The 24,499-nt window shown below is 60.2% G+C and carries 24 protein-coding genes and 1 pseudogene; 9 read left to right on the top strand and 16 right to left on the bottom strand.

Features of this window, described 5'->3' with window-relative positions; genetic code table 11:
• Positions 1 to 209 precede the first annotated feature (209 nt).
• Entirely contained in the window at positions 210 to 974 is a 765-nt protein-coding gene (locus M1D68_RS21950; RefSeq protein WP_434560801.1) for a sulfite exporter TauE/SafE family protein, read from the top strand.
• On the opposite strand, the gene M1D68_RS21945 is transcribed toward M1D68_RS21950, so the two are convergent.
• Positions 964 to 1,278: a putative quinol monooxygenase gene (locus M1D68_RS21945; protein WP_457968329.1), complete on the bottom strand. Its 315-nt coding sequence runs from the start codon at positions 1,276 to 1,278 to the stop codon at positions 964 to 966. The two genes, M1D68_RS21950 and M1D68_RS21945, sit on opposite strands and share 11 nt — an antisense overlap.
• Before the next feature lie 198 nt (positions 1,279 to 1,476).
• On the opposite strand from M1D68_RS21945, the gene M1D68_RS21940 reads away from it, so the two are divergent.
• Both M1D68_RS21940 and M1D68_RS21935 read left to right on the top strand, forming a co-directional pair.
• Positions 1,477 to 2,067, top strand: a complete 591-nt coding sequence (locus M1D68_RS21940) for an NAD(P)H-dependent oxidoreductase (RefSeq protein WP_457968327.1) — start codon at positions 1,477 to 1,479, stop codon at positions 2,065 to 2,067.
• 42 nt (positions 2,068 to 2,109) lie between these two features.
• Complete coding sequence (locus M1D68_RS21935) at positions 2,110 to 3,036, top strand: LysR substrate-binding domain-containing protein (RefSeq protein ID WP_434560799.1); 927 nt, start codon at positions 2,110 to 2,112, stop codon at positions 3,034 to 3,036.
• A 120-nt stretch (positions 3,037 to 3,156) separates the two neighbouring features.
• Here the strand turns inward: M1D68_RS21935 and M1D68_RS21930 are convergent, their stop codons facing one another.
• Entirely contained in the window at positions 3,157 to 4,602 is a 1,446-nt protein-coding gene (locus tag M1D68_RS21930; RefSeq protein WP_457968325.1) for a SulP family inorganic anion transporter, read from the bottom strand.
• Between the two features lie 273 nt (positions 4,603 to 4,875).
• Between M1D68_RS21930 and M1D68_RS21925 the strand changes: the two genes are divergently transcribed.
• From M1D68_RS21925 to M1D68_RS21900, 6 genes are all read left to right on the top strand, one after another.
• The gene (locus tag M1D68_RS21925; RefSeq protein WP_420765634.1) at positions 4,876 to 6,225 is read left to right on the top strand and encodes a GntT/GntP/DsdX family permease; all 1,350 of its coding nucleotides are present in this window, start codon (positions 4,876 to 4,878) and stop codon (positions 6,223 to 6,225) included.
• A 21-nt stretch (positions 6,226 to 6,246) separates the two neighbouring features.
• A complete protein-coding gene (locus M1D68_RS21920; protein WP_434607900.1) occupies positions 6,247 to 7,107 on the top strand; it encodes a MurR/RpiR family transcriptional regulator in 861 nt (286 codons plus the stop codon).
• Position 7,108: 1 nt separating this feature from the next.
• Positions 7,109 to 8,575 carry an N-acyl-D-amino-acid deacylase family protein gene (locus tag M1D68_RS21915; protein ID WP_434560795.1) on the top strand — a complete coding sequence of 489 codons (1,467 nt, stop codon included), beginning with the start codon at positions 7,109 to 7,111 and terminating at the stop codon, positions 8,573 to 8,575.
• 131 nt (positions 8,576 to 8,706) lie between these two features.
• Positions 8,707 to 9,075 (top strand): glyoxalase superfamily protein, encoded by a 369-nt coding sequence (locus M1D68_RS21910; RefSeq protein ID WP_434560793.1) that lies wholly within the window; start codon positions 8,707 to 8,709, stop codon positions 9,073 to 9,075.
• Positions 9,076 to 9,146: 71 nt separating this feature from the next.
• Positions 9,147 to 9,392 (top strand): FitA-like ribbon-helix-helix domain-containing protein, encoded by a 246-nt coding sequence (locus M1D68_RS21905; RefSeq protein ID WP_039592371.1) that lies wholly within the window; start codon positions 9,147 to 9,149, stop codon positions 9,390 to 9,392.
• Positions 9,389 to 9,808, top strand: coding sequence for a type II toxin-antitoxin system VapC family toxin (locus tag M1D68_RS21900; protein WP_434560789.1), 420 nt, complete (start codon positions 9,389 to 9,391; stop codon positions 9,806 to 9,808). The genes M1D68_RS21905 and M1D68_RS21900 overlap by 4 nt, the downstream gene beginning before the upstream one ends.
• A gap of 53 nt (positions 9,809 to 9,861) precedes the next feature.
• Here the strand turns inward: M1D68_RS21900 and M1D68_RS21895 are convergent, their stop codons facing one another.
• The 14 genes and pseudogenes from M1D68_RS21895 to phnD form a co-directional block, all read right to left on the bottom strand.
• Positions 9,862 to 10,566: a methyl-accepting chemotaxis protein gene (locus tag M1D68_RS21895; protein WP_420765661.1), complete on the bottom strand. Its 705-nt coding sequence runs from the start codon at positions 10,564 to 10,566 to the stop codon at positions 9,862 to 9,864.
• 201 nt (positions 10,567 to 10,767) lie between these two features.
• Positions 10,768 to 11,646: pseudogene (locus M1D68_RS21890) on the bottom strand (methyl-accepting chemotaxis protein); the annotation flags it as partial.
• 473 nt (positions 11,647 to 12,119) lie between these two features.
• The gene (locus tag M1D68_RS21885; protein WP_434560787.1) at positions 12,120 to 12,860 is read right to left on the bottom strand and encodes an SDR family oxidoreductase; all 741 of its coding nucleotides are present in this window, start codon (positions 12,858 to 12,860) and stop codon (positions 12,120 to 12,122) included.
• Entirely contained in the window at positions 12,857 to 14,014 is a 1,158-nt protein-coding gene (locus tag M1D68_RS21880) for an alkene reductase (protein ID WP_457968322.1), read from the bottom strand. Before M1D68_RS21880 ends, M1D68_RS21885 begins: the two co-directional genes overlap by 4 nt.
• A 35-nt stretch (positions 14,015 to 14,049) precedes the next feature.
• Positions 14,050 to 15,519, bottom strand: a complete 1,470-nt coding sequence (locus M1D68_RS21875) for an NAD-dependent succinate-semialdehyde dehydrogenase (RefSeq protein ID WP_434560783.1) — start codon at positions 15,517 to 15,519, stop codon at positions 14,050 to 14,052.
• 93 nt (positions 15,520 to 15,612) lie between these two features.
• Positions 15,613 to 16,296, bottom strand: coding sequence for a type 1 glutamine amidotransferase domain-containing protein (locus M1D68_RS21870; protein WP_457968320.1), 684 nt, complete (start codon positions 16,294 to 16,296; stop codon positions 15,613 to 15,615).
• Positions 16,297 to 16,614: 318 nt separating this feature from the next.
• The gene (locus tag M1D68_RS21865; RefSeq protein ID WP_420765625.1) at positions 16,615 to 17,217 is read right to left on the bottom strand and encodes a TetR/AcrR family transcriptional regulator; all 603 of its coding nucleotides are present in this window, start codon (positions 17,215 to 17,217) and stop codon (positions 16,615 to 16,617) included.
• Between the two features lie 185 nt (positions 17,218 to 17,402).
• Positions 17,403 to 18,230, bottom strand: a complete 828-nt coding sequence (gene phnX / locus M1D68_RS21860) for a phosphonoacetaldehyde hydrolase (protein ID WP_434560780.1) — start codon at positions 18,228 to 18,230, stop codon at positions 17,403 to 17,405.
• Between the two features lie 78 nt (positions 18,231 to 18,308).
• Positions 18,309 to 19,181: a LysR substrate-binding domain-containing protein gene (locus M1D68_RS21855; protein ID WP_420765623.1), complete on the bottom strand. Its 873-nt coding sequence runs from the start codon at positions 19,179 to 19,181 to the stop codon at positions 18,309 to 18,311.
• 41 nt (positions 19,182 to 19,222) lie between these two features.
• Positions 19,223 to 20,518, bottom strand: a complete 1,296-nt coding sequence (locus tag M1D68_RS21850) for an MFS transporter (RefSeq protein WP_434560779.1) — start codon at positions 20,516 to 20,518, stop codon at positions 19,223 to 19,225.
• 114 nt (positions 20,519 to 20,632) lie between these two features.
• On the bottom strand, positions 20,633 to 21,724 hold the full coding sequence (gene psrA, locus M1D68_RS21845; RefSeq protein ID WP_457968317.1) for an iron-containing alcohol dehydrogenase PsrA: 1,092 nt from the start codon (positions 21,722 to 21,724) through the stop codon (positions 20,633 to 20,635).
• Positions 21,725 to 21,929: 205 nt separating this feature from the next.
• Positions 21,930 to 22,748, bottom strand: coding sequence for a phosphonate ABC transporter, permease protein PhnE (gene phnE, locus M1D68_RS21840; RefSeq protein ID WP_457968315.1), 819 nt, complete (start codon positions 22,746 to 22,748; stop codon positions 21,930 to 21,932).
• Position 22,749: 1 nt separating this feature from the next.
• Positions 22,750 to 23,547, bottom strand: coding sequence for a phosphonate ABC transporter ATP-binding protein (gene phnC, locus M1D68_RS21835; protein WP_434560775.1), 798 nt, complete (start codon positions 23,545 to 23,547; stop codon positions 22,750 to 22,752).
• Complete coding sequence (gene phnD / locus M1D68_RS21830) at positions 23,544 to 24,410, bottom strand: phosphonate ABC transporter substrate-binding protein (RefSeq protein WP_434560773.1); 867 nt, start codon at positions 24,408 to 24,410, stop codon at positions 23,544 to 23,546. The genes phnC and phnD overlap by 4 nt, the downstream gene beginning before the upstream one ends.
• Positions 24,411 to 24,499: the final 89 nt, after the last annotated feature.

Below are 24,499 nucleotides of genomic sequence, written 5' to 3'. Positions count from 1 at the left end.
GGGGATCCTGTCTCAGTGTTGCGGTGCCGGGTTTATCGTCATCGCGAGCAAGCTCGCTCCCACAGTTTCGAACGCAATCCCTTAGGGGAGCGAGCTTGCTCGCGATGGCGCCAGTAGCATCGCCAAAGTTACCAGCCTCTTGCAGGAAGAGAGGCACCCTCAGTATATGGCACATTTCAAAACCAAGGCCCGGGGCGCACGATAGCCCTATGGACACACTCTTCGCTTTCTACCAGAACCTCGGTCCGGCCCTTTCGCTGCTGGTCATTGGCACCTTCCTGCTGGCCGGTACCGTCAAGGGGGTGATCGGTCTCGGCCTGCCGACCATCGCCATGGGCTTGCTCGGGCTGGCTATGGCCCCGATGCAGGCTGCAGCGCTGTTGATCATTCCGGCGACACTGACCAATGTCTGGCAGTTGACGTTTGGCGGGCATTTGCGCGCGCTCATACGGCGGCTGTGGCCGCTGCTGCTGGCGATTTTCATCGGCACCGGATTCGGTACGTTGTGGATCGGCATGGTGGGCGGGGCATGGGCAATAAAGGGACTGGGCGCCGCGCTGATGGTTTACGCGTTGAGCGGCTTGTTTCTACCGACGTTGCGGGTCGGTGTCGGGCAAGAAGGCTGGCTTGCTCCGCTTTGCGGCTTGCTCACCGGTGTGATCACTTCGGCCACTGGCGTGTTCGTGATTCCAGCGGTGCCTTATCTCCAGGCGTTGGGCTTGAACCGAGATGAGCTGGTCCAAGCCCTGGGCTTGTCATTTACCGTTTCAACATTGGCCTTGGCGGCCGGGCTGTTGTGGCGAGGCGCCTTGGGCGGCGGCGAGTTGAGCGCGTCGCTGCTGGCGCTGATACCGGCGTTGCTGGGGATGTGGTTGGGGCAATGGTTGCGCCAGCGGCTCAGCGCCGTGCTGTTCAAGCGGGTGTTTTTCATCGGCCTCGGCGTGCTCGGCGGCCATCTTTTGATCAGCGGTTAGCCGAAGAGGGGCTGAGCATGTCGACGCGACGAATCTCGAAGTCTCGTTCCAGGTAATCCATACGTTGTTCGAAAAATTGCTTCATATGCGGCAGGTTCGAGTGCACATCCAGATCGGCCTGGGATGCCCAGATTTCATAGAAGATGAACAACGTCGGGTCCTGCTGGTCCCGCAACATGTGGTACTCGATGCAGCCGGGCTCGGCCCGACTCGGGTCGACGTAAGCGCGGAACAAGGCTTCGAAGGCTTCGGCTTTTTCCGGTCGGGTCTTGGCATGCAGGATGAAACCGTGCAATTCACTCATCAGGGCTCGGGCTCCAGGATTAAAGGACTGTAAGAGTTTAAGGCAACAATCGGGCAGCGATTCGTGCATATGGATCAAAACAGTTTTGCCGTTCGGGTGCTTATTCCACGCGAGTCTCATCGGTACTCTGCCGCCATCTTTTTAATCTTCCAGTGAGCGCCGGCCCAGCGGCCACGCCTGGAATCGATGAGGCTTGCAATGAAAAAAGTCCTGTTGCTCAACGGCGGTAAGCAATTCGCCCATTCCGACGGTCGCTACAACGCCACCCTTCACGACACCGCGCTCAGCGTCCTGGACCGAGGCGGCCTTGATGTGAAAACCACCTTCATCGACGGTGGCTACGACATCAAGGAAGAAGTCGCCAAGTTTCTCTGGGCCGACGTAATCATTTATCAGATGCCCGGCTGGTGGATGGGCGCTCCGTGGACCGTGAAGAAATACATCGACGAAGTCTTTACCGAAGGCCACGGTAGCCTCTATGCCAGTGACGGCCGGACTCGTTCCGATGCGTCGCAAAAATACGGCAGCGGTGGTTTGGTAAAGGGCAAGCAATACATGTTGTCGCTGACCTGGAACGCCCCGCAGCAAGCCTTCGACGACCCGACGGATTTCTTCGAAGCCAAGGGCGTGGACGCGGTGTATTTCCCGTTCCACAAGGCCAATCAATTCCTGGGCATGACCGCTCTGCCGACCTTCCTGTGCGTGGACGTGATGAAGCGCCCGAACATCGAAGAAGATGTGGCGCGGTATGAGCGGCATCTGATCGAGGTGTTCGGCCTTTCGCGGTAATCGGGCTACTATCGGGACTTGCCTGAAAGCGAGAGGACACCTGTGAAAGCCAGATCCGACGAGTTGCAGATCTTCGTCTGCGTGATCGAATGCGGGTCGATCTCCGCCGCCGCCGAGCAAGTCGGGCAGACACCCTCGGCGGTCAGTCGCACCTTGTCGCGCCTGGAAGCCAAGCTCGACACCACGTTGATCAACCGCACCACGCGGCGCATGGACCTGACTGAGGAGGGCAAGTACTTCTTCGAGCAGGCCAAGGGCATTCTCGACCAGATGGATGAGCTGGAAGAGCGGCTGTCGTCTCGCCATAAGACCCCCGCCGGGCGCTTGCGGATCAACGCGGCATCGCCGTTCATGCTCCACGCCATCGTCCCCCACATCGAAGAGTTCCGCACGCTGTATCCGGATATCCAGCTGGAGCTCAACAGCAACGACTTGATCATCGATTTGCTCGAACAAAGCACGGACGTCGCCATTCGTATCGGTACGCTCACGGATTCGACGCTCCATGCCCGCTCACTGGGTTGCAGCCCGTTGCACATTCTTGCCAGTCCGGCTTACTTGAAGCGGCGGGGGACGCCCTCAAGCGTTGCCGAGCTGGCGGAACATTCGCTTTTGGGGTTTGCCCAGAACGACGGGCTCAACCAGTGGCCACTGCGTCACATCCACGGCGATCGCTGGCCGATCCAGCCGGCCATCAGTGCGTCCAGCGGCGAAACGGTGCGTCACCTGGCGCTGCAAGGGCAGGGCATTGCCTGCCTCTCGGACTTCATGACCCGGGACGACATCCGCGCCGGTCGGCTCAAGGTGTTGCTCGCCGATGCCAACAGCGGTTATCGCCAGCCGATCAATGCGGTGTACTACCGCAACTCCCAACTGGCCCTGCGCATCCAGTGCTTCCTGGACTTCATCCAAGGCAAGCTCGCCGGGTACGCTTCGAGTCCCAAGAGAGCCGACCAGATCGTTAATTAAAGCGTGGAACCTGTGGGAGCGAGCTTGCTCGCGATGGCGCCGGGTCAGTCAGCATTGATATGGCTGGCCCAACGCTGTCGCGAGCAAGCTCGCTCCCACAAGTTTTGTGCCGGGGTCCTGTCAATCGTGGTGCACATCCGCGCGCTTGAGCATTTGCTTGCAACGCTCGGACAGATGAAACACCCGCAGGTGCTTGCCGGCCTTGCTGTAGCGCTCGCGCAGGGTCATCAGCGCGGCGATGGCCGAGTAGTCGACGAAACTCAGGTGACGACAGTCAAGGGTAACGAGATCAGGGTCGTTGGCCGGGTCGAACTGGTTGAGAAACGGCGTCGTCGAGGCGAAGAACAAGGTGCCGTGCACGCGATAGAGCTTGCTGCCGTCCGCTTCCAGTTGTGCGTCGGCATACAGCTCCCGGGCTTGTTGCCAGGCGAAGTTGAGCGCCGCGATGATAATCCCGCAGAGCACGGCGACGGCCAGATCGGTGAATACCGTGATGACGGTCACCGCGATGATCACCAGCACATCGTTCGCCGGTACCTTGTTGACCACTCGCAACGAGGCCCAGGCGAATGTCTGCTGCGACACCACGAACATCACGCCCACCAGCGCCGCCAGCGGAATGCGCTCGATCAGCGGCGACAGGAACAACACGAACAGCAACACCATCACCCCGGCCACGACGCCCGATATCCGCCCGCGGCCGCCCGAGCTGAGGTTGATCATCGTCTGGCCGATCATGGCGCAACCGCCCATGCCGCCGAATAACCCGGAGGCCATGTTGGCCGCGCCCAGCGCCACGCATTCACGGTCAGGATAACCGCGGCTCTCGGTGATTTCGTCGGTCAGGTTCAGGGTCAGCAAGGTTTCCAACAAGCCTACCATCGCCATGATGAAGGCGTAGGGCGCGACGATCAGCAGGGTTTCGAGATTCCAGGGAATGTCCGGCAGGGCGAAAACCGGCAAGCCGCCTGCAATGTGCGCCATGTCGCCCAGCGTCCGGGTAGGCAAGCCAAGCAGATAGACCGCCAGGCCAACGCCGAGGATCGCCACCAGGGCGGGCGGCACGCTGCGGGTCAGGCGCGGCAGCAGGTAGACGATGGCCATCGTCAGCGCCACCAGGCCGACCATCAGGTAGAGCGGGGGGCCACTGAGCCAGGCGCCGTCGCGCTTGAAATGCTCCAGTTGCGCCAAAGCGATGACAATTGCCAGGCCATTGACGAACCCCAGCATCACCGGATGCGGCACCATGCGCACCAGCTTGCCCAGTCGCAGCAGCCCAAACGCCATCATGATCAACCCGCCCAGCAGCACGGTCGCCAACAGGTATTGCACGCCGTGCCGTACCACCAGCGCGACGATCACCACCGCCATCGACCCCGCCGCGCCCGACACCATCCCGGGCCGACCACCGAACAACGCGGTCAGCGTGCAAATGATGAACGCGCCGTACAGCCCCATCAGTGGGTTGAGGTGGGCCACCAGGGCGAAGGCGATGCATTCGGGGAGCAAGGCGAAAGAAGTCGTGAGGCCGGCGAGGGCGTCGGCGCGAAGGCGTGCTGGTTTCATGGTTTACCTGACTGGGCGCCGGTGGACGGTCGGCTGCCGGGGAAGCGGTGTGAAGACAGGTGCGGATGGTACGGAATTGAGTGCAGGGCGGCCAGTCGTCTGTGGGCGATGAAAATCTTGCGCTGAATTTTCATCGTCGCCCTGTCGCGATGTCCATCAGCGACATTTTTTGTCTGTGCGCGAAAATTACTTTCAGTGGGTTTGAAGATTTCCCGTCGAAATGATTTATGACTTTCACAACACATCGACGTGACCCCATTCGAGGAGTAACGCATGGCACCTGCTTTCGGTTATTGGCTATTGGTCTACGCGGCCATTGCCATCATTGCACTGATCGTCCTGATTGCGCGCTACCGGCTCAATCCGTTCATCGTGATTACCCTGGTTTCCATCGGCCTGGCGTTGCTGGCCGGGATGCCGCCCTCGGGTGTGGTGGGGGCGTACGAGGCGGGTGTCGGCAAGACGCTGGGGCACATCGCGCTGGTGGTGGCCCTTGGCACGATGCTCGGCAAGATGATGGCCGAGTCCGGCGGCGCGGAGCGGATGGCGCAGACGTTGATCGAACGATTCGGCGAGCGCAATGCCCATTGGGCAATGGTCTGCATCGCATTCCTGGTCGGTTTGCCGCTGTTTTTCGAAGTCGGTTTTGTGCTGTTGGTGCCTATCGCCTTTACCATCGCCCGACGCGTGGGCGTGTCGATTCTGATGGTGGGGCTGCCCATGGTCGCCGGGCTTTCGGTGGTCCATGCGCTGGTGCCGCCGCACCCGGCGGCGATGCTGGCGGTGCAGGCGTTCCAGGCGTCGGTGGGGCAGACCTTGCTGTACGCGATCCTGGTCGGCATTCCCACTGCGATCATCGCCGGACCTCTGTACGCCAAGTTCATCGTACCGCGCATCCAACTGCCCGCTGAAAACCCGCTGGAGCGCCAATTTCTCGATCGGGAGCCACGGGCCAATCTGCCTGGCTTCGGCATAACGCTGGGGACGATTCTGTTGCCGGTGATCCTGATGCTGATTGGCGGCTGGGCCAACCTGATCTCCACGCCGGGGAGCGGTTTCAATCAGTTTCTGTTGTTTATCGGCAACTCGGTGATCGCCCTGCTGCTGGCGACCATCCTCAGCTTCTGGACCCTCGGCCTCGCCCAAGGCTTCAGCCGCGAATCGATCCTCAGGTTCACCAACGAATGCCTGGCGCCGACGGCCAGCATCACCTTGCTGGTGGGGGCGGGCGGTGGTTTGAACAGGATTTTGGTGGATGCCGGGGTCACTCAGCAAATCGTCGGCCTGGCCCAGGAGTTTCAATTGTCGCCCCTGGTGATGGGGTGGCTGTTCGCCGCATTGATGCGTGTTGCAACGGGGTCGGCCACGGTGGCGATGACGACGGCGTCGGGCATTGTCGCGCCCGTGGCGATTGGCCTGGGTTATCCCCATCCCGAGTTACTGGTGCTGGCGACCGGAGCTGGGTCGGTTATCTTTTCCCACGTCAATGACGGCGGCTTCTGGCTGATCAAGGAATACTTCAATATGACCGTCACGCAAACGTTCAAGACCTGGACCGTGCTCGAGACATTGATATCCCTGGTCGCGTTCGCCTTGACCCTTGGGCTTGCCCGCGTGCTCTGACCGCCATTGCAAGGAACCGTCATGGACATCCTCTACCAGATCCGCTCCCGTCAGGATTCTTTCAGCGCCGGCGAAGGAAGAATCGCCCGGCTGATGCTCGACGACGTAGGATTTGCCGCCTCCGCCAGCCTGGAAGAGTTGGCCCAGCGCGCGGAGGTCAGCAGCGCCACGTTGTCGCGCTTTGCCCGTACCGTCGGTTGCCGCGATCTGCGAGACCTGCGCCTGCAGCTGGCCCAGGCCAGTGGCGTCGGCAGTCGCTTCCTCGACCCCGCCGGCGCGCCCGAGCAATCGGCGTTTTATGGACAGATCGTTGGGGACATCGAATCGACGTTGCGCCAGCACTTGGCAGCGTTCGAAGAGCCGCAGTTCGGCGATGCGGTACGGATGATCGGCAAGGCACGAATGGTCCATGCGTTCGGCCTCGGTGGCTGGTCGGCGCTGTGTGGCGAAGAATTACAGGTGCGCCTGGTGCGTTTCGGCTACTCGATCGCCGCCTGCCGCGACCCGGTGATGATGCGCATCACCGCCACTTCGCTGAGCGATCAACACTTGGTCATTGCCTGTTCACTGACTGGTATCACGCCGGAGTTGTTGAGCGCGGTTGAACTGGCCCGCAGCTACGGTGCTCCGATCTTGGCCATCACCCGTGCCGACTCGCCACTGGCCCGCCTGGCCGACGTGGTGCTGCCGCTGCAAGGCGCCGAAACCTCGTTCATCTACAAACCCACGGCGGCGCGCTACGGCATGCTGCTGGCCATCGATGTGCTCGCCACTGAACTGGCGCTGGCTCATCCGCAAGACAATCAAGAGCGCCTGCGGCGGGTCAAGCTTGCCCTGGACGATTACCGTGGCGGCGATGATCGCCTGCCGCTGGGAGACTGACATGCTGTACGACACACTCATCCGCAACGCCTTGGTGATCGATGGTCACGACAAGCCTGGCTATAACGCCGACGTGGCGATTCGCGCGGGTCGCATCGAGCGCATCGGCGATCTGGGCGACACCCGGGCGGTTGACGAAATCGACGCCGCTGGCCGCGTGCTGGCGCCAGGATTCATCGACGTGCACACCCACGACGACACGGTGGTCATCCGCCAACCGCAAATGCTGCCCAAGCTCAGCCAGGGCGTGACCACGGTGATCGTCGGCAACTGCGGCATCAGCGCGTCGCCGGTTCGCCTTCAGGGCGATCCGCCGGACCCGATGAACCTGCTCGGCACCGCCCAGGCGTTTGCCTACCCACGCTTCGCTGATTATCGTTCGGCGGTGGAGGCGGCGACACCAGCGGTCAACGTAGCCGCCTTGGTCGGGCACACGGCGCTGCGCAGCAATCATCTGGACGACTTGCTGCGCACCGCCAGCGCAGGAGAAATCGCCGCCATGCGTCAGCAACTGCGTGAAAGCCTGGAGGACGGTGCGCTGGGCCTGTCCACCGGCCTGGCCTATGCCAACGCGTTCTGCGCATCCACTGACGAGGTCATGCAATTGACCGAAGAGTTGGCGGCGTTCGGCGCGGTCTACACCACCCATCTGCGCAGCGAATTCGAGCCGGTGCTGGAAGCCATGGACGAGGCGTTCCAGATAGGTCGTCATGCCCAGAGCCCGGTCATTATTTCCCACCTAAAATGTGCCGGCGCCGGTAACTGGGGACGTAGTCCACAAGTGCTCGCGGCGTTGGAAAACGCGGCGAAAACCCACCCAGTCGGTTGTGACTGCTATCCCTATGCGGCGAGCTCTTCGACACTGGACCTCAAACAGGTGACCGATGCCCACCGCATCACCATCACCTGGTCGACACCGCATCCGCCCATGGGCGGTCGAGACCTGGCAGACATCGCCGCCGAATGGGACGTGTCGCTCCTGGAAGCGGCGAGTCGCCTACAACCGGCAGGTGCGGTGTATTACGGCATGGATGAAAGCGATGTAAGACGAATCCTCGCGCACCCTTTGTCCATGGTCGGCTCTGATGGCCTGCCCGAAGACCCCTTTCCGCACCCACGGCTGTGGGGCGCTTTCCCTCGAGTCTTGGGACATTTCAGTCGAGACATCGGGCTTTTTCCGCTGCATACCGCCGTCCACAAGATGACAGGGCTTTCAGCCGCGCGCTTCGGCCTGAAGGAGCGGGGCGAAATACGTGAAGGACATTGGGCGGACCTGGTGTTGTTCAATCCACAGACCATCCGCGACGTCGCGGACTTCAACGAACCGCAACGGGCGGCGGAAGGCATTGACGGCGTGTGGGTCAACGGCGTCTTGAGTTATTGCAAAGGGCAAGCGAATGGCAAAAGAGAAGGACGTTTCCTGGCGCGTGAAGGCGACCTGCGCCACGGATTTCACTGCTCCCGATAGCATTCAAAGGCAAGCAGTTGCATTAATTGACGCCACAATAATGGCACTACGACACTAAAGAAGCCCAATCACAGGCCGAAGCATTGGAGTCAACCCATCTAAACTGGGTCTTTTCAGCCAGGGAGCAACCCATGAGCTTCGGTAAAACCACTCCGATCCTGCGGATCTTCGATGAAACCAAGGCGTTGGCGTTCTATGTCGACTTCCTGGGCTTTACCGTCGACTGGCAACACCGCTTCGGTGACGACTTTCCGTTGTACCTGCAAGTCTCCCGTGGTGACTGCGTGCTGCACCTGTCCGAGCACCATGGCGATTGCACGCCGGGCTCGGCGTTGCGAATCGAGACTGATGAACTGGAAGTCTTCCAGCAGCAACTGATCGCCAAGCAATACCGCTACGCCCACCCACAGATCCAGGCCATGCCGTGGGGTAGCCAGGACATGACCGTGATGGATCCGTTTGGGAATCGGTTGGTCTTTACGAACGCGATCAGTGTGTAACGGCGGCTGGACAATTCGACGACTCGTCGACTAATCTTGCAGTCAATGATTTCATTGATTGCGGTGGCGTTATGGCTAGTATCACGATTCGAAATCTAGATGATCAAATAAAAGAGCAACTGCGTATCGCTGCGGCTCACAATGGTCATTCAATGGAGGAAGAGGCTCGTCTTATCCTGGGGCGCGCACTGGCCACGGTTAATTCTGCGGGAGGATTGGGAAGTCGTATTCGAAACAGGTTCCGGGCCCTGGGGGGCGTTGAGCTTGACCTACCGTCCCGTGACGAAAAAGCAAAGGCGGTGGATTTCTCCGAATGATAATCCTCGATACCAATGTGATTTCCGAATTCATGCGCGTTGAGCCGGATACAAAAGTTCTGACTTGGGTCGATTCACAGCCAGCGATGGATCTGGTCATCTGCGCTATCACGGTAGCGGAAATTCTTCATGGTATAGCCAGGCTGCCCTTCGGCAAGCGAAAGCAGAAGCTCGAATCCCATGCGATGGCAATTTTTGAAGAGGATTTTGCAGGCAGGATTTTATCTTTTGATGCCCATGCGGCTGTTGAGTACGCAACGCTTGTTGCGTCGTGTGAGGCCAAGGGTAAGGCGGCGGGTATGGCCGATGCGCAAATTGCGGCTATTTGCCGGTCTCACGGCGCGCCGATTGCCACACGCAACATAAGAGACTTCGAGTTTCCGGGGATTGAGGTGATCAACCCCTGGAACGCTTGAGCTGCATCGGTAGGCAAGACGCCCGTTTCCATTGGAAGCGGGCGTTTGCGTAATCAAACCCTGAAATGACTGACCATCTGCTGCAACTGACCGCCCAACCGCGCCAGTTCAACACTGGACGCTGCGGTCTCTTCGCTGGCGGCGGCGGTTTGTTCGGAGACATCGCGCACGTTGATGATGCTGCGGCTGATCTCTTCGGCCACGGCGCTCTGTTGCTCGGCGGCGGCCGCGATCTGCTGGTTCATCGACTGGATGTTCGACACCGTGCGGGTGATGTTCTCCAGTGACACGCCGGCCTTGCGGGTCAGTGCCACGCTGCTGTCGGTGAGGTTGCGGCTGTTGTTCATCACGGCGGCCACTTGCTGGGTGCCGTTCTGCAGGCCGGCCACCAGGCCTTCGATTTCTTCGGTGGATTTCTGCGTGCGTTGGGCCAGGCCACGGACTTCGTCGGCGACGACTGCGAAGCCACGACCGGCTTCACCGGCGCGGGCCGCTTCGATGGCGGCGTTGAGCGCCAGCAAGTTGGTCTGCTCGGCGACGGCCTTGATGACGTCCATCACCGCGCCGATCTTGTCGCTTTCCTGCTGCAGAACGGTCATCGCATCGGTAGAGCGCACCACTTCACTGGCCAGGCGTTCGATCTGAGCGATGGCTTCGTTGACCACCTGGTCGCCATCACGGGCTTCACCGTCGGCGGCGGCCGCGGCTTGGGACGCTTCTTCGGCGTTGCGGGCGACTTCCTGGACCGTGGCGGTCATCTCATGCATGGCGGTCGCGACCTGGTCGGTCTCGACTTTCTGGCTGTTGACCCCGGCGCTGGTCTGCTCGGTGACGGCCGACAGCTCTTCGGCGGCGCTGGCGATCTGCGTCACGCCATCGCGGATGCCGCTGATGAGGTCGCGCAAGGTCACGCCCATGCGGGCGATGCCTTGTTGCAAGACGCCGAGTTCATCGCGACGGGTAACGATAACGTTCTGCGATAGGTCGCCGCCGGCGATGCGCTCTACCACGGCGAGCGTTTCACGCAGCGGGCGAGTGATCTGGCGAGTGATGACCACGGCGGCAATGACGCCCACCAACAGGGCCAGCAAGGTGCTGACCAGTTGCAGCGTGCGGGCTTGGGCGCTTTCTGCGTCGCGACGGTCGAGTTGGATCTGGTACAGCTGCTCGCTCAGGGAGACGATGGCCGCGCCTTGGTCAGTCATTTCCTTGCGTGCCTGTACAACATCGGCCGTGGCCAATTTGAAAGCCTGTACGGCGCTGCGGTATTGGACCAGGGTCGACTCAAGCTGGCGCAGCTCACCTTGGCGGGTACTGGCGAAGTATTCATCGAGCGGCTTGAGCGACGCGATGGCGGCATCCAGTTGGGCGAAGGCCTTGCGTTCGGTATCGGCGTTGGGGTTGGCGGTATAGCCGCGCACTTCATAACGAGCCAGCATGAACGCCTGCTTGGTCTGGGTAATGGCCTGGAACTGCTCAAAGCGTTCATCGCTGAGGGCCATCTGCTTGACGTCCGAATCGATTGCTTCGATCAGCTTGTAGGCCGTCTCGGCGTTTGCGCCCATGACCTCACGGGCGGTGTTGCCGGTACGGTAGGCGCTGCGCATTTTGTTCAGCGACACTTGATAGGCGTTGATGGTCGCATTCTGCTCTTTGAGCAGTTTGACGTTTGCAGGGCTTTTGAAACTGTTGAGCAGCGCGTTCTGCTGCGCCAGGAAACCATCAAGGGTGGTCTGTACATTTTGCGCGGCGGTCTCGTCGCCGTTGGTCAGCATGTATTGCAGGCGAGTGACGCGCAGCTTGGTCAGGCCAGCGTTGAGCTGGGTGATGTCGCTCATCCAGTTGCTGCGGTCTATCAAGCCACCCAGGCTGGTCCAACTGGTCAGGGCCAGGAGACAAGTCAGTACCAGCACCAGGCCGAAGCCCAGGCCCAGTTTCATGTTGACGCTAATGTTGCCAAACCAGCTATTCATCAAATTCCTCCAGGAACGTTGCGCTGCTTGATCGTCGGTTGGCTGGAAGATTGTTGTTGTTAAGAGCCAGCAAAAACGTTTAACGGAGCTGTATCGGCGGCTGGTCCTGAATCTGAAAGTTTTTTTGTCGGGATGAGGAATGACAGGCAAAAAAAAGCCCGCGGGAGAGCGGGCTAAAACCTTAGTTTCTTGAATGAGCGAGGGGACTGTAACGGATCACATGAAGACCCGGGGTGAAGAAAAATTCATTCGATGCGGCTACGTATGTCCCGAGTATCGGTGGACGATCCGCACCTGAAGTCCTCTACGGTCAAGTCCCCTTTTGTCTTTCCCTATTGTCAAAATTCCTGTTGAGTCGGACGGAGCACGATTTCGTTGATGTCCACATCGTTCGGCTGCTCGATCGCGAAAGCGATGGCACGAGCTACCGAGGCAGCCGGGATTGCTTTCTTATAGAAGTCCAGCACGGTGTCTTTGGCTGTGCCGAAGGTGCTGTGCTTGAGGTCGCTGTCCACCGCGCCGGGTGCGATGGACGTCACGCGAACCTTGTCGCCTACTTCCTGGCGCAAGCCTTCGGAAATGGCGCTGACGGCGAACTTCGTTCCCGAGTACACCGTTCCACCGGGTGCAAAGACTTTTACTCCAGCCACGGAGCTCAGGTTGATGATGTGTCCGCTTTCCTGCGCGAGGAAACGTGGCAGCGCCGCTGCGATACCGTAGAGCGTGCCCTTGAGATTGACGTCGATCATGGCGTCCCATTCATCGGTGTTGACCTCTGCCATGGGGCGAATCGGCATCAGTCCGGCGTTGTTGATCAGCACGTCGAGCTTGCCGAAGTCGGTCACGACCGCGGCGACCACGGCCTCGACCTGGCGTTTGTCGGTGACGTCGAGGGTGTAGGCTTTGGCCGCGCCACCCTGGCGAGCGATCCCGGCCACCACGGCCTCCAGTTTGTCAGTCCGACGTGCGGCCACTGCCACCTTGGCGCCGCGTGCGGCCAGCAGGCGAGCGACTTCGGCGCCGATGCCGGTGCTGCCGCCGGTGATCAGGACGACTTTGCCTTCGATTCCTTCGTTCATGCCAATACCTCTTCTTTTACGTCAGATGTGGAGGGGCTGTACCGCGGGTAGTCGGTGAACCCTTGCTCGTTGCCGCCATACAGCCCAGCGGCGTTCAAGGTGTTCAGCGGCCAGCCGTTGGCGATGCGCTCAGGCAAGTCGGGGTTGGCAATGAAGGGACGACCGAACGCAACCAGGTCGGCCAGGCCCGCTTCGACCAGGCGTGCCGCGCGATCCGCGGTGTACAAACCGGCATAGATGATGCGACCGCTGAACGTGCGTCTGACCTCGCGACGAAACGCGTCGGGCAGGTCCGGCGCATTCGGCCAGTCGGCTTCGGCGATCGAGAGGTAGCCTACGCCTGCTTGCTCAAGCACCTTGATGGCCTCGATGTAGGTCTGGTGCGGATCTTCTTCGACAAAGCCGATGTACACCCGGTCTTCGTCGGTGCTGGTGAACAGCGGCGTGAAGCGCACCCCGACGCGTTCGGGCCCGACCACGGCGCTGACGGCTTGCACCACTTCGCGCAAGAAGCGCAGGCGGTTGTGCAGCGAGCCGCCGTATTCATCGGTGCGCTGGTTGGCATGGGTCGAGATGAACTGATTGACCAGATAGCCATTGGCCGAGTGGATTTCAATGCCATCGAAGCCGGCGCTCAGGGCATTGCGCGCGGCCTGGGCATAGAGTTCGACCAGCGTCTTGATCTCGGCGACGCTCAATTCCCGAGGCATGGACGGTTCCACCAGAGTACCGGTGCCAGGGCCGGTTTCGATGAAGGCCTTGGCCTTTTGCGCCTGGATCGGCGACGGCGCGATGGGGGCGGCGTTGTCGGGCTGCAGTGCGTTGTGGGACACCCGTCCAACGTGCCAAAGCTGGGCGAAAATCACCCCGCCCTTGGCATGCACGGCGTCGGTCACGGTGCGCCAGCCATCGATCTGCGCCTGGCTGTAGATGCCTGGCGTCCAGGCATAACCTTTGCCCCGAGGCTCGATCTGGGTGCCTTCGCTGATGATCAGGCCGGCGCTGGCCCGTTGTTGGTAGTAGCGAGCCATCAGGGCCGTGGGAATGTCGCCGGGCTGTCCGCTGCGTTGGCGGGTGAGTGGCGGCATGACGATGCGGTTCTTCAGCGTGATGGAGCCCAACGAGGTGGGCTCGAACAACGAGCGATGTTCCATGATTCGATTCCTTGTCGCGTCAATGTCGGGTGGGCTTACAAACCACCGAGGCTGAGGTATTTGAGGTTGAGGTATTCATCCAAGCCATGAGTCGAGCCCTCGCGGCCGATACCGCTATCCTTGACCCCGCCGAAGGGCGCTTCGACGGTGGTGATGACCCCGGCGTTGATGCCAATCATGCCGCTCTGCAAGGCGCGGGAGACGCGGAAGGTGCGCGCCAGGTCGCGGGTAAAGAAGTACGCGGCCAGGCCGAACTCGGAGGCGTTGGCGGCGTCGATGCCTTCTTGTTCGGTGCTGAAGCGGAACAGCGCTGCCACGGGGCCGAAGGTCTCTTCCTGGGCGATGAGCATGTCGGCTGTGGCGTCAGCGATCACGGTGGGCTCATAAAACGTCGCGCCGAGCGCATGGCGTTTGCCACCCAGCAATACCCGACCGCCTTTGGCTTGGGCGTCTCGCACGTGCGCATCGACCTTGCTGACGGCGGCCTGGTTGATCAGCGGGCCTTGCTCGACGCCCTCATCGAAGCCGTTGCCGATTTTCAGCTGCCGGACCCGTGCCGTCAGGCGCTTAGCGAACTCGTCATAGATACCGTCCTGGACATAGAAGCGGTTGGTGCATACGCACGTCTGGCCACTGTTGCGAAATTTTCCGGCGATGGCATTTTCGACGGCCAGGTCGAGGTCGGCGTCGTCGAAAATGATCGTCGGTGCGTTGCCGCCCAACTCCATCGACAATTTCTTCATGCTGTCGGCGGATTGCTTGTACAGCAGCTTGCCGACGCGGGTGGAACCGGTGAAGGTGATCTTGCGCACCAACGGGTTGGCGGACAGTTCGCCGCCCACCGCGGCACCGTCGCCTGTGACGACATTGACCACACCGGCGGGGATGCCCGCTTGCTGCGCCAACACACCATAGAGCAGGCCGGAGAACGGCGTGAATTCGGATGGTTTGATGACGATGGTGCAGCCGGCCGCCAGCGCCGGAGCGACTTTGCGCGAGAGCATGGAGAAGGGGAAGTTCCACGGCGAGATCGCTCCCACCACGCCGACGGGCTCGCGGGTGACCAGGATCTGCCGGTCTTTCCAAGGCGAGGGAATGATCTCGCCATTGATGCGCCGCGCCTCTTCGGCAAACCACTGAATGTAGTCGGCGCCCAGTTTCATTTCGTTGCGCGCTTCGGCCAGCGGCTTGCCTTGTTCGAGCGTCAGCATGCTGGCGAGGATGTCGAGGTTGTCGCGTACCAACTGCGCCATGCGATTGAGCAGAATGGCGCGCTCTGCCGCGGTGGTCAGTGACCAGGATGCGAACGCTGCCTGTGCGGCGTCGATGGCGCGGCGTGTTTCAACAGCGCCGCTCCAAGGGATCTGGCCGATCTGGCTCTCGGTGGCTGGGTCGTTTACCGCGAAGTGGCTGGCGTCATCCGCTGCCACCCACAGGCCGTCGATATAGTTGGCTTCTTTCAGCCAGCCAGCGTCTTTGATCTGCTGCAAGTTGAACGCAGTCATGGGTGTCTCCAGGAATGTGAGGGCTTTTGCCGATGGCGTCGGGGGATGTCGTAGAGTGCGGGAGACCTGCGGCGTCTCCCGCCCAAGGCTTGATCAGGCGTTGTTCAGCAGCTCTGTCAGGACCTTCGCGGCTTCGCTGGACGAGCCGGGGTTCTGGCCGGTGATCAGCAGGCCGTCGCGAACCACGTAGGAGGCCCAGTCCGGGCCTTTCGAGTACAGGCCACCCTTGGCCTTGAGCATGTCCTCGACCAGGAAGGGCACGACGTGGGTCAGGCCGACTGCCTCTTCTTCGGAATTGGTGAAACCGGCAACTTGCTTGCCTTCGACCAAGGGTGTGCCGTCAGCCTTCTTTACATGGCGCAGGACGCCCGGGGCATGGCACACCAAGGCAGCGGGCTTGCCGGCGGCGATGAAGGACTCGATCAACTGGATCGAGACCGGGTCTTCTGCCAGATCCCACAGCGGGCCGTGGCCGCCTGGGTAGAAAACCGCATCGAAATCGGCAGGCGATACGCTGTCCAGGCGCACGGTGTTGGCGAGCAGCGCTTTGGCTACGGCATCGGTTTCGAAGCGGCGGGTCAGGTCTGTCTGGAAGGACGGCTCGTTGCTCTTCGGATCGAGCGGTGGCTGGCCACCCGCTGGGGACGCCAGGACGATCTCGGCGTTGGCGCCCAGGAAGGTGTAATAAGGCGCTGCCAGCTCTTCGAGCCAAAAACCGGTTTTGCGGCCGGTATCGCCAAGGGTGTCGTGTGAGGTCAGAACCATGAGAATTTTCATTTTGTGCTTCCTTTTTTCAGTTGGGTCGTGAGGTCACGACAAATCGTTAAATTAGACCGGTCGTCTAGTTGGTTGGCGGCGAACGATCATTGGTTGACTGGCTAAGGCTGTAGTTCTTTGTTCCCAGAGGTGAACGTGCTGCTACGGTATTTCAAATTAGACCGGTCGTCTAGTAACTTTTTGAAATTTTTTACGGGTGCTGTTCAGGGGCTGCAAGTGAGCGTAGGAAGCATCGCAGAAACGTCGGGGAAAAAGCGGCGAGGGATGACGCGAGCAGTGCGACGCCGTGACGGGCGCTACACCGCTCATGCCGGTGTATCAGGACAGGTTGAGAAGCTGGCGAGTCGTGGACATCGCCGTCTCGAAGGGTTGGACGCTCTTGGTGATCTTCACCATGACGCTAGCGCCGACCCAAAGTTGATAGAGGCTCTGCGCAACCTCGTGGGGAGTACCGCTGATGGTCAATGAGCCCTCGGCCAAGCCGGACTCGATCCCACTCGCCAGGCGATCGATGATTCCTGACGTACCGCGGTTAAGCACCGCACGCATGGCCTCGGAAAGGTCAGCGACTTCCACGCCCAGCTTCACCGCCAGGCACTTGCCCTGGCAATCATGAAAGGACTGGGTGTCCTGCCAGATGCGGAAATAGTCCAGCAGACGCTGCGCCATCGTCAGGCCCGGCTGGGCGAGGGTCCGGTCGATATCGTCGAGATAAGTCTCGAAATAGTTCTCAAGCAGGGCCTCGCCAAACGCGTCCTTGGAGCCAAAGTAGTGATAGAACGAGCCCTTCGGCACACCGGCAGTCGCCAGGATCTCGTTCAGACCCACCGCGGTATAACCTTTGGCGGCCATGATTCTTTGGCCCACATCAAGGATGCCTTGGCGGACGTCGGATGTTTCGCGGATTTTTAGAGTATTCATGGGGCGATGCTAATCGTTTCTAGTCGATCGGTCTACTAGTAGGAGATGAATGCCGCTGCTTCGTGGGTTATGAAATGGCAGGCACAAAAAAGACGCCTTTTGGGCGTCTTTTTTGTTGGGCTGCGCCAGGGTCAGGCGCGCCTGATAGGGCAATTGACGATGCCAGCTGCCCGGTACCCGGGAACTCAGGTGTTTTGAGGCATTTCGCCTCTCGACAGGCGTGCATTGATGTCATCGATCACTGCCGGCAACTCGGCGATGGTGTCGATCAAATAGTGCGGGCGCGAACCCTCGAACATGCGACCGATGCGGTTGCGCTCCTGATCCAGCTTATCCCCAGGCATGCTCTTGTATTGCTCGTAGGTCATCCCTAGAGCATTGCCCGAGCAGGTCAGTGCGACCGTCCACATGCCGGCGCTGCGACCTTCCAAAATGCCTGGCCAGGTGTCATCGACTTTCACACAGGCCGCGACATCACTGATACCCAGTGCGATGACGTTGGCCAGGGACTGTGCCGGATAAGGGCGGCCATTGGGCACTTCATCGGTGGCCACGACGTGATCAGGTTCATAACCGTTGCGGCGAGCCAGCTCCACAACTTTCTCCATCACCACCGCCGGGTAGCCCGAGCAGGTGCCGATCTTCAAACCCTTATCACGCAACACCGTGATGGCCTCCAGCGCGCCCGGAATCAATGCCGAATGAAGGCCGATCTTGTCGATCTGCAGCGGCATGAAGCGCTCATAAATCGCCGTGACGTCCGCATCCGTAGGCGTACGGCCAAATTTTGCGCGGTAGCGCTCGGCAACCGCGGGCATGTCGCACAGGGTTCGGATGTGATCCCACTTGCCCATCCCCATCGGACCGCGTGCCTCTTCAAGGGACACCTCGACCCCGAACTCGCCGAACGCCTCGACAAAGATCTGCGTCGGCGCGAAGGAGCCAAAGTCAACGACGGTACCTGCCCAGTCGAGAATGGCCGCTTGCAGTTGTGTCGGTTGGTTGTAGTTCATGGTGCATCTCCAAATGACGAGTGAAAAAGTCCTGCCCCCCCATTGAATGGGCAGGCTGAGTGATGAAATCGATGGCATTCAGGTCGGTGGCGGTGTGCAGTTTTCGAACAGCTCGACAATCATTGGTCGGTTACGACGAATGCCCAGGCAGCACAGGTGATATTCGATGTGAAACGGATGATCGACAAAGGTGACCGGCCGGGTACCGGGCGTTTCCGCGTATTCCACCGCCGAGACGAAACCGATACCTATGCCCTGAGCGATGGCATGCACGATCGCTTCGCGGCTGTTGAGCTGCATGGCGCAGTCGAGCTCGATGCCGGCTCGATGACAGGCCTCTTCCACCAACTGCCGGGTACGTGAAGCCTGCTCGCGCAAAACCACCCGCTCGCCGCGAATCTGTTCGATCCGAACCTGTTCCAGTCCTGCCCATGGATGATCCTCGCGGACCACGCCGACAATCGGGTAACGCCGATATAACTGTGTGTGCAGGCGATGATCGAACTCCGAGAGCGCCAGGATCGCCACATCGATGTCGAAGTTGTAAAGCCGATCCAGTGTTTCCCGTTCGGAGGAAAAAGACGTTTCCAACTCCACATCCGGGTACTGCTGCATCAACGCGTACGTCAGGCTCATGGCGATGGGCGGCGAAACTGCGCCGAGCCTCAACAAACCTGCCTTTCGTTGGCGGAAGCTCTGCAGCAATTGCACGGCTTCATCCTCCTGACCGAACAGGCCCTGGGTGATCGCATAGAGTTGGCGACCGGCAGCCGTCATCTCGATGGAACGCCCGCGACGATGGAAGAGCTCGACGGAGAACATGTTCTCCAACGCGCTCACCTGCTCGCTGACAGTCGGCTGTCCCACGCTCAGATACTCAGCAGCAAGCGTGAAGCTGCCATTGCGAGCGACTGCGTGAAAGGAGCGAAGCCATTTGTGGTACTGATACATGGCGATTACCGATTTCGTGAGTTCCGCTGGTTAAGCCTAGGTCAGCGCCGTACGAACAATGCGACCATTGCACTGCAGATACAGGCAGAAGCGACGACTACGAATATCAATGACGTGTTGCCCGTGCTGTCCAGCATGCTGCCGATCAATGGCTCAGCCAGGCCGGCGAACAGGTAAGAGGAGAAATTCATGATGCCGGTGGCGGTGCCTGCGCGCTTGGCGCCAACCAGATCGGGGCACAGCGCCCAGAAGCTGGAGGCGGGGCCGTAGACGAAAAAACCGCAGAGGAACAGGGCGATCAAGCCGACGGTGCTATGTGCCGGCAGGCTCCACATCCATAGGCTGGTGGCTGCGCCGAGGAACATGTACAACATGATCGCCAGGTAGCGCTTGGAGCCGAATAACTTGTCGGACACCCAACCGTTGCTGAGCGCACCTACCGCCATCCCAACCGGCAGCGCGACGGTGATCCATTTCGGATCGATCCAGCTGTCGCCGCTTTTCCAGTCGGCACCCAGGAAATGCACCGGCACCCAGACGATCAAGCCATACCGCGCCGCATTCTGAAACCCGAGAGAAACGGCGGCGATGATCAGACGCGTATTCTTCAGGACTGCTTTGTAGCGCTGAGCCGAGGTCTCGACTTCATCCGAGGCTTCTTGTCCCTTGTCATCGGCGTTTGCCACGCCGGTGTCGGTAAGCGGCTCGAACCCCATGTCTTGCGGGCGCTCCCGGGCGATGAAGTAAAACAGGATACCGCCGGCCAGCATGAGCAGCACTGGCAGACGGAAAATCCAGCGCCATTCGAGCTCTAGCACTTCCAGCACGACCACCGATGTGACATAGGACAGAATCGAGGCACAACCTGCCGCGAACACGTAGAACCCATATACCTTGCCGCGCTCCGACACTCCCCACCAATTGGACAGCAGACGGCTACCTGGCGCCCAGCCAAGCGCCTGAAAGTAGCCATTGACGCCCCACGGTAGGATGAGGCTGACGATGCCGCTGGCGAAGCTGGTCACCCAATTGGCGGCGCAGGAGAGGACAGCCCCCAGCGTCATGATGCGGCGCCCGCCGAACTTGTCCGCCAGGTTTCCATTGATAGCTTGGCCGATGGCGTAAGCCCACAGCATCGCCGCAGAAACCCAGCCCAGGGTCTCCTTGCTCAGGCCGAACTCAGCCTGCATGCCGGGAATTGCGAAGCCGAACGTTTGCCGACCGGTGTAGAAAAACAGGTAGCAGAACATCGCCGCCAGCAGCATTCGCCACTGAGCCAAGCGAAAGGATGGGGCTGCGGACACAGCGAGACCAGACAGAGCATGCTCACGATTCATCATGTTTTCCTTTTTGTTACGCCTTCAACCAGGTGGTCGAAGAACGGCACTCTTATTCGGTGCAACAGGAAATAGGCGGCCTAATCAGTCGCCCTCGTTTGGGTAAGCGACGTATCAGGCAGCCCGCGAGCCGATGAAATTCTTGCCGCGGGCGCCCTGCATGGCAGAAAGGATCATCTCCTGCGCCTCGACCTCCGTCACCCCGTAGTCGGTGAACTCGGTCTTCACGTCCAGGTGATGGAGAAAGCTGCGCAAGCGCTCCTGGGCCTCGGCCAGGTCAGTTCCAAAGACACGCTGTAGCGTCTGGTCCCGAGCGGCGTCGCGGCCCCACGCCAGCCCCAGTACGTGTGGCAGCGTAAAGGAGCAGGCGATGCCGTGCGGCAAGCCATGACGCAGCGTCATCTCGTAGGAAATGGAATGGGCCAGCGCGGTCTTGGTGTTGGAAAATGCCAGGCCCGCTTTCAGGGCTGCCAACGCCATTCGCGAACGAAGCTCGCGGCTGGACAGGTCCTGGCGCAAGCGAGGCAGGCAGTCCAGGATGTCTTCGATGGCAGAGGTCGCAAAAGTGTCGGAGATCGGGTTGGCGTTGACGTTCCAGATCGACTCCAGCGCATGTGACAGGGCATCAAGGCCGGTGGATACCGTCACACCTGCCGGCACAGTGAGCATCAGGTCCGGGTCAATGATCGCCGCTTTGGGCCAGGTGCACTCCAGATGCAGTGAGTACTTCTTTTGCTGGCCTGAATCCCAGATCGTTGCCCATGGCGTCACTTCGCTGCCAGTACCGGCTGTTGTAGGTGCTGCAATGAGCGCCTTGCAGCGCGCCGGCGTAAAGGGCTTGCCACTGCCCAGCAAAGTCAGCAGTTCATCGAAACGCCCTGATGCCGTACCGACGATCAGAGCCTTGGCGGTATCGATCGCACTGCCCCCTCCCACCGCCAACACGGTTTCACAACCTCCGGCCTGCGCCCAGAAACGCTCGTAAGTGGCGCTCAACTGCGAGACATCCGGGTTGGGCTGCACATCTTCCACGATATGAATAAGACGCTCACCCAGCAGCGCCTGGATCTTGTCGATCACGCCCAGGCCACGGGCTTCCGGGAAAGTCACCAAGGCGACCGTCTGGCCCTCGGTGAGTGCAGTGATCTGGCTCAAGCTACCGCCGCCAAAGTAAGTGGCGACCGGATTATGGAAGTGGGAAGGCATGACGTTCCCCTTGTTATTGGAAGGTGCGGCCATGTTCGCTGGCGCATTACATGAGCTCAAATCGATTGATACGAGTTCTGCATCGGCCAGGCCGATACTTACAGGCGTTGAATGGGTGTGCGTGACCACCTGGGATACTCCGCTGGATCAGGTCGGGTAAAAGGGGCGTGATCGCCCGCTGAAACGCGGCGACGAGCGTGATGGGCTAGTGTCTGCCGCCCTGCTGAATCGAGGCTCGCAAGCGGTTCGAAACCATGTCGGCGGCGATTACCATGACCGTGATCACAATGATGCAGGTGGCAGTCTCCTGGTATTTGAACAGCTTGATGCTGCTCACCAGCTCGAATCCGAGACCACCAGCACCGACCATGCCCAGCACGGTCGCCGAGCGTAGGTTGACCTCGAAGCGATAGAGGATCACGGCGATCCAGGCTGTGATGACTTGCGGTATGACCCCGAACACAATCACCTGCAGCGGTCGCGCGCCCGTGGCTCGAAGTGCTTCCAGAGGGCCCTGATCAATCTCTTCGATGCTCTCGGCGAAAAACTTGCCGAGCATGCCAATGCCATGGAGGGCAAGCGCCAGTACGCCGGGAAAGGGTCCCAAGCCCACAGCGGAGACAAAGACCAGCGCGAGGATCAGCTCGTTGATACTGCGAATGACGTTGAGCGCTTGTCGGGTTCCTTGATACAGCCAGCGGTTGCTTTGCAGATTACGTGCAGCGAGAAAGGCCAGCGGCACGGCGAAGAGGATACCCAGGAGCGTGCCCCAGATTGCGATCTGCAAGGTCTCCAGAGCCGGCGCTATCAACTTGGGCAAGATATCCAGGTTGGGTGGCACTGACCGAGACAGGAAATCGCCGATTTGCGGAAGGCCGGCCGCCAACTCCCCCCAACTGAGCTGAGCGCCATTGGCACTCCAGTGCAAAACGACCATCAATATCAGTACCAGCGAGGCTGTTGAAGCCCAGCCGCGAAGGCTGTCCGGCGTTTTAACCATCCAGCGGTAATTTTCAGTGCGCATGTCAGCCTCCCAAGCTATTGCTGTAACGCAGCGGCGAGGAGCATTCAATGTCCGTCGCATTGTCATCCGCGCCTGTCGCTGGATAGATACGATTTAGCGTGGGTTGATCGAGACCGCTCGCGTCACCGTCATAAACGAGGCGACCATGGGCAAGGCCGATGATTCGGTCGCCAAACTCTCTTGCGAAATCGACTTGGTGCAGGTTGCACACCACGGTAATACCGAGTTCGCGACTGGCATCGCGCAGGTACTGCATGACCAGCCGCGCCGTCTTTGGATCAAGACTGGCAACGGGCTCGTCAGCGAGAATTACCTTGGGTTGCTGGGCGAGTGCGCGTGCGATCCCGACCCTTTGCATTTGCCCACCCGACAGCGAGTCGGTGCGCGCGTCAGCTTTGTGCAGCAGCTCTACTCGGCGCAGACATTGTTGCGCTAATTCCACGTCGGCTCGACTGAACAGCTGGAGTACCGAGGCCAGTGTCGACAGCGATCCCAGGCGTCCAGTGAGTACGTTTTTCAACACCGAGAGGCGCGGTACCACGTTGTGATGCTGGAAGATCATCGCCACCTGACGACGCAGGGCGCGCTCGTCACGTGACTGCATCGCGTCGACCCCAGCGATGTGAAGCTCGCCACCATCTGCCTGGGCCAGCCGATTCATGCAACGCAGCAGCGTGGATTTTCCAGCACCTGATTGCCCAAGCACGACGACGAACTCACCGGCTCCGATCTGCAGGTCGATGCCTCTGAGCACGGGGTTGTCCCCGTAGTGCTTGGTGAGTTGATGAACCCTGATCATTTCATTTTGCTCAGGTCGAGATCGAGTACCTTGGCGGTCTCTCGGACCACGTCGTACGCGCCGTCGCGGGTGGGTTGAAAACCGTTGAGCATGCCCTGATCGCCCCAGGGGATATCCTTGACCTCGGCCAGTGCAGCCGCCAGCTTCTGCTTCAGCGCCGGGTCCAGATCCTTGCGCCACACCATCGGTGACTCGGGAATATCCGACGAGCTCCAGACGACGCGCAACTCGTCCGGTTTAACTTCACCCTGCGTCGTGGCGGTCGCCAGAATGCGGTCAGCCACAGCGGCAGCGTCCACCTTGCCATTGGCCACGGCCAGGATGCTCGCATCGTGCGAGCCAGAAAAAATCACGCGGGAAAACAGCTTGTCCGGCTGATAACCAGCCTTCTCGATACCAGCTTTGGGAAAGAGGTGACCGGACGTCGAACTTGGATCGACGAAAGCAAACGTATGCCCCTTCAGGTCGGCCAGCGACTTCAGGCCGCTGTCGGAGCGGGCCACGATCAGGCTGCGATAGGCACTTTTGCCGGTTTTTTTAGTGACTGCCACGGCGAACGCTTCCACGTCGGCCACCTGGCTGGCAAGCACGTAGGAAAATGGCCCAAGGTAAGCAACATCCAGCTTCTTGGAGCGCAACGCCTCGATCACACCGTTGTAGTCGGTGGCCACGAACGGCTTGACGGGCATGCCCAACTTCGCCTGCAACTGGTCGAGCACCTGTTGGCTGCTCTCGATCATCGATTGAGAATCTTCGGATGGAATCAGGCCGATCCTCAGCGCCGTCTCGGCAGATACTTCACTGCTGATCAGCAGCGGTAGGGACACACTGGCAGCGCAAAACAGCTTACGAAGAATTTTCATGGCATATCCGAGTCGTGGTTGGGTATGCCGCTTACCTTATTTTTGTAATGTGACCGTCATGCCATCGATTCAATATTGGTTTACACGAA

The sequence above is a fragment of the Pseudomonas sp. R4-84 genome (assembly GCF_054130985.1).
The sequence above is the reverse complement of the archived record's forward strand: the minus strand, read 5'-3'. Positions and strand labels throughout refer to the sequence as shown.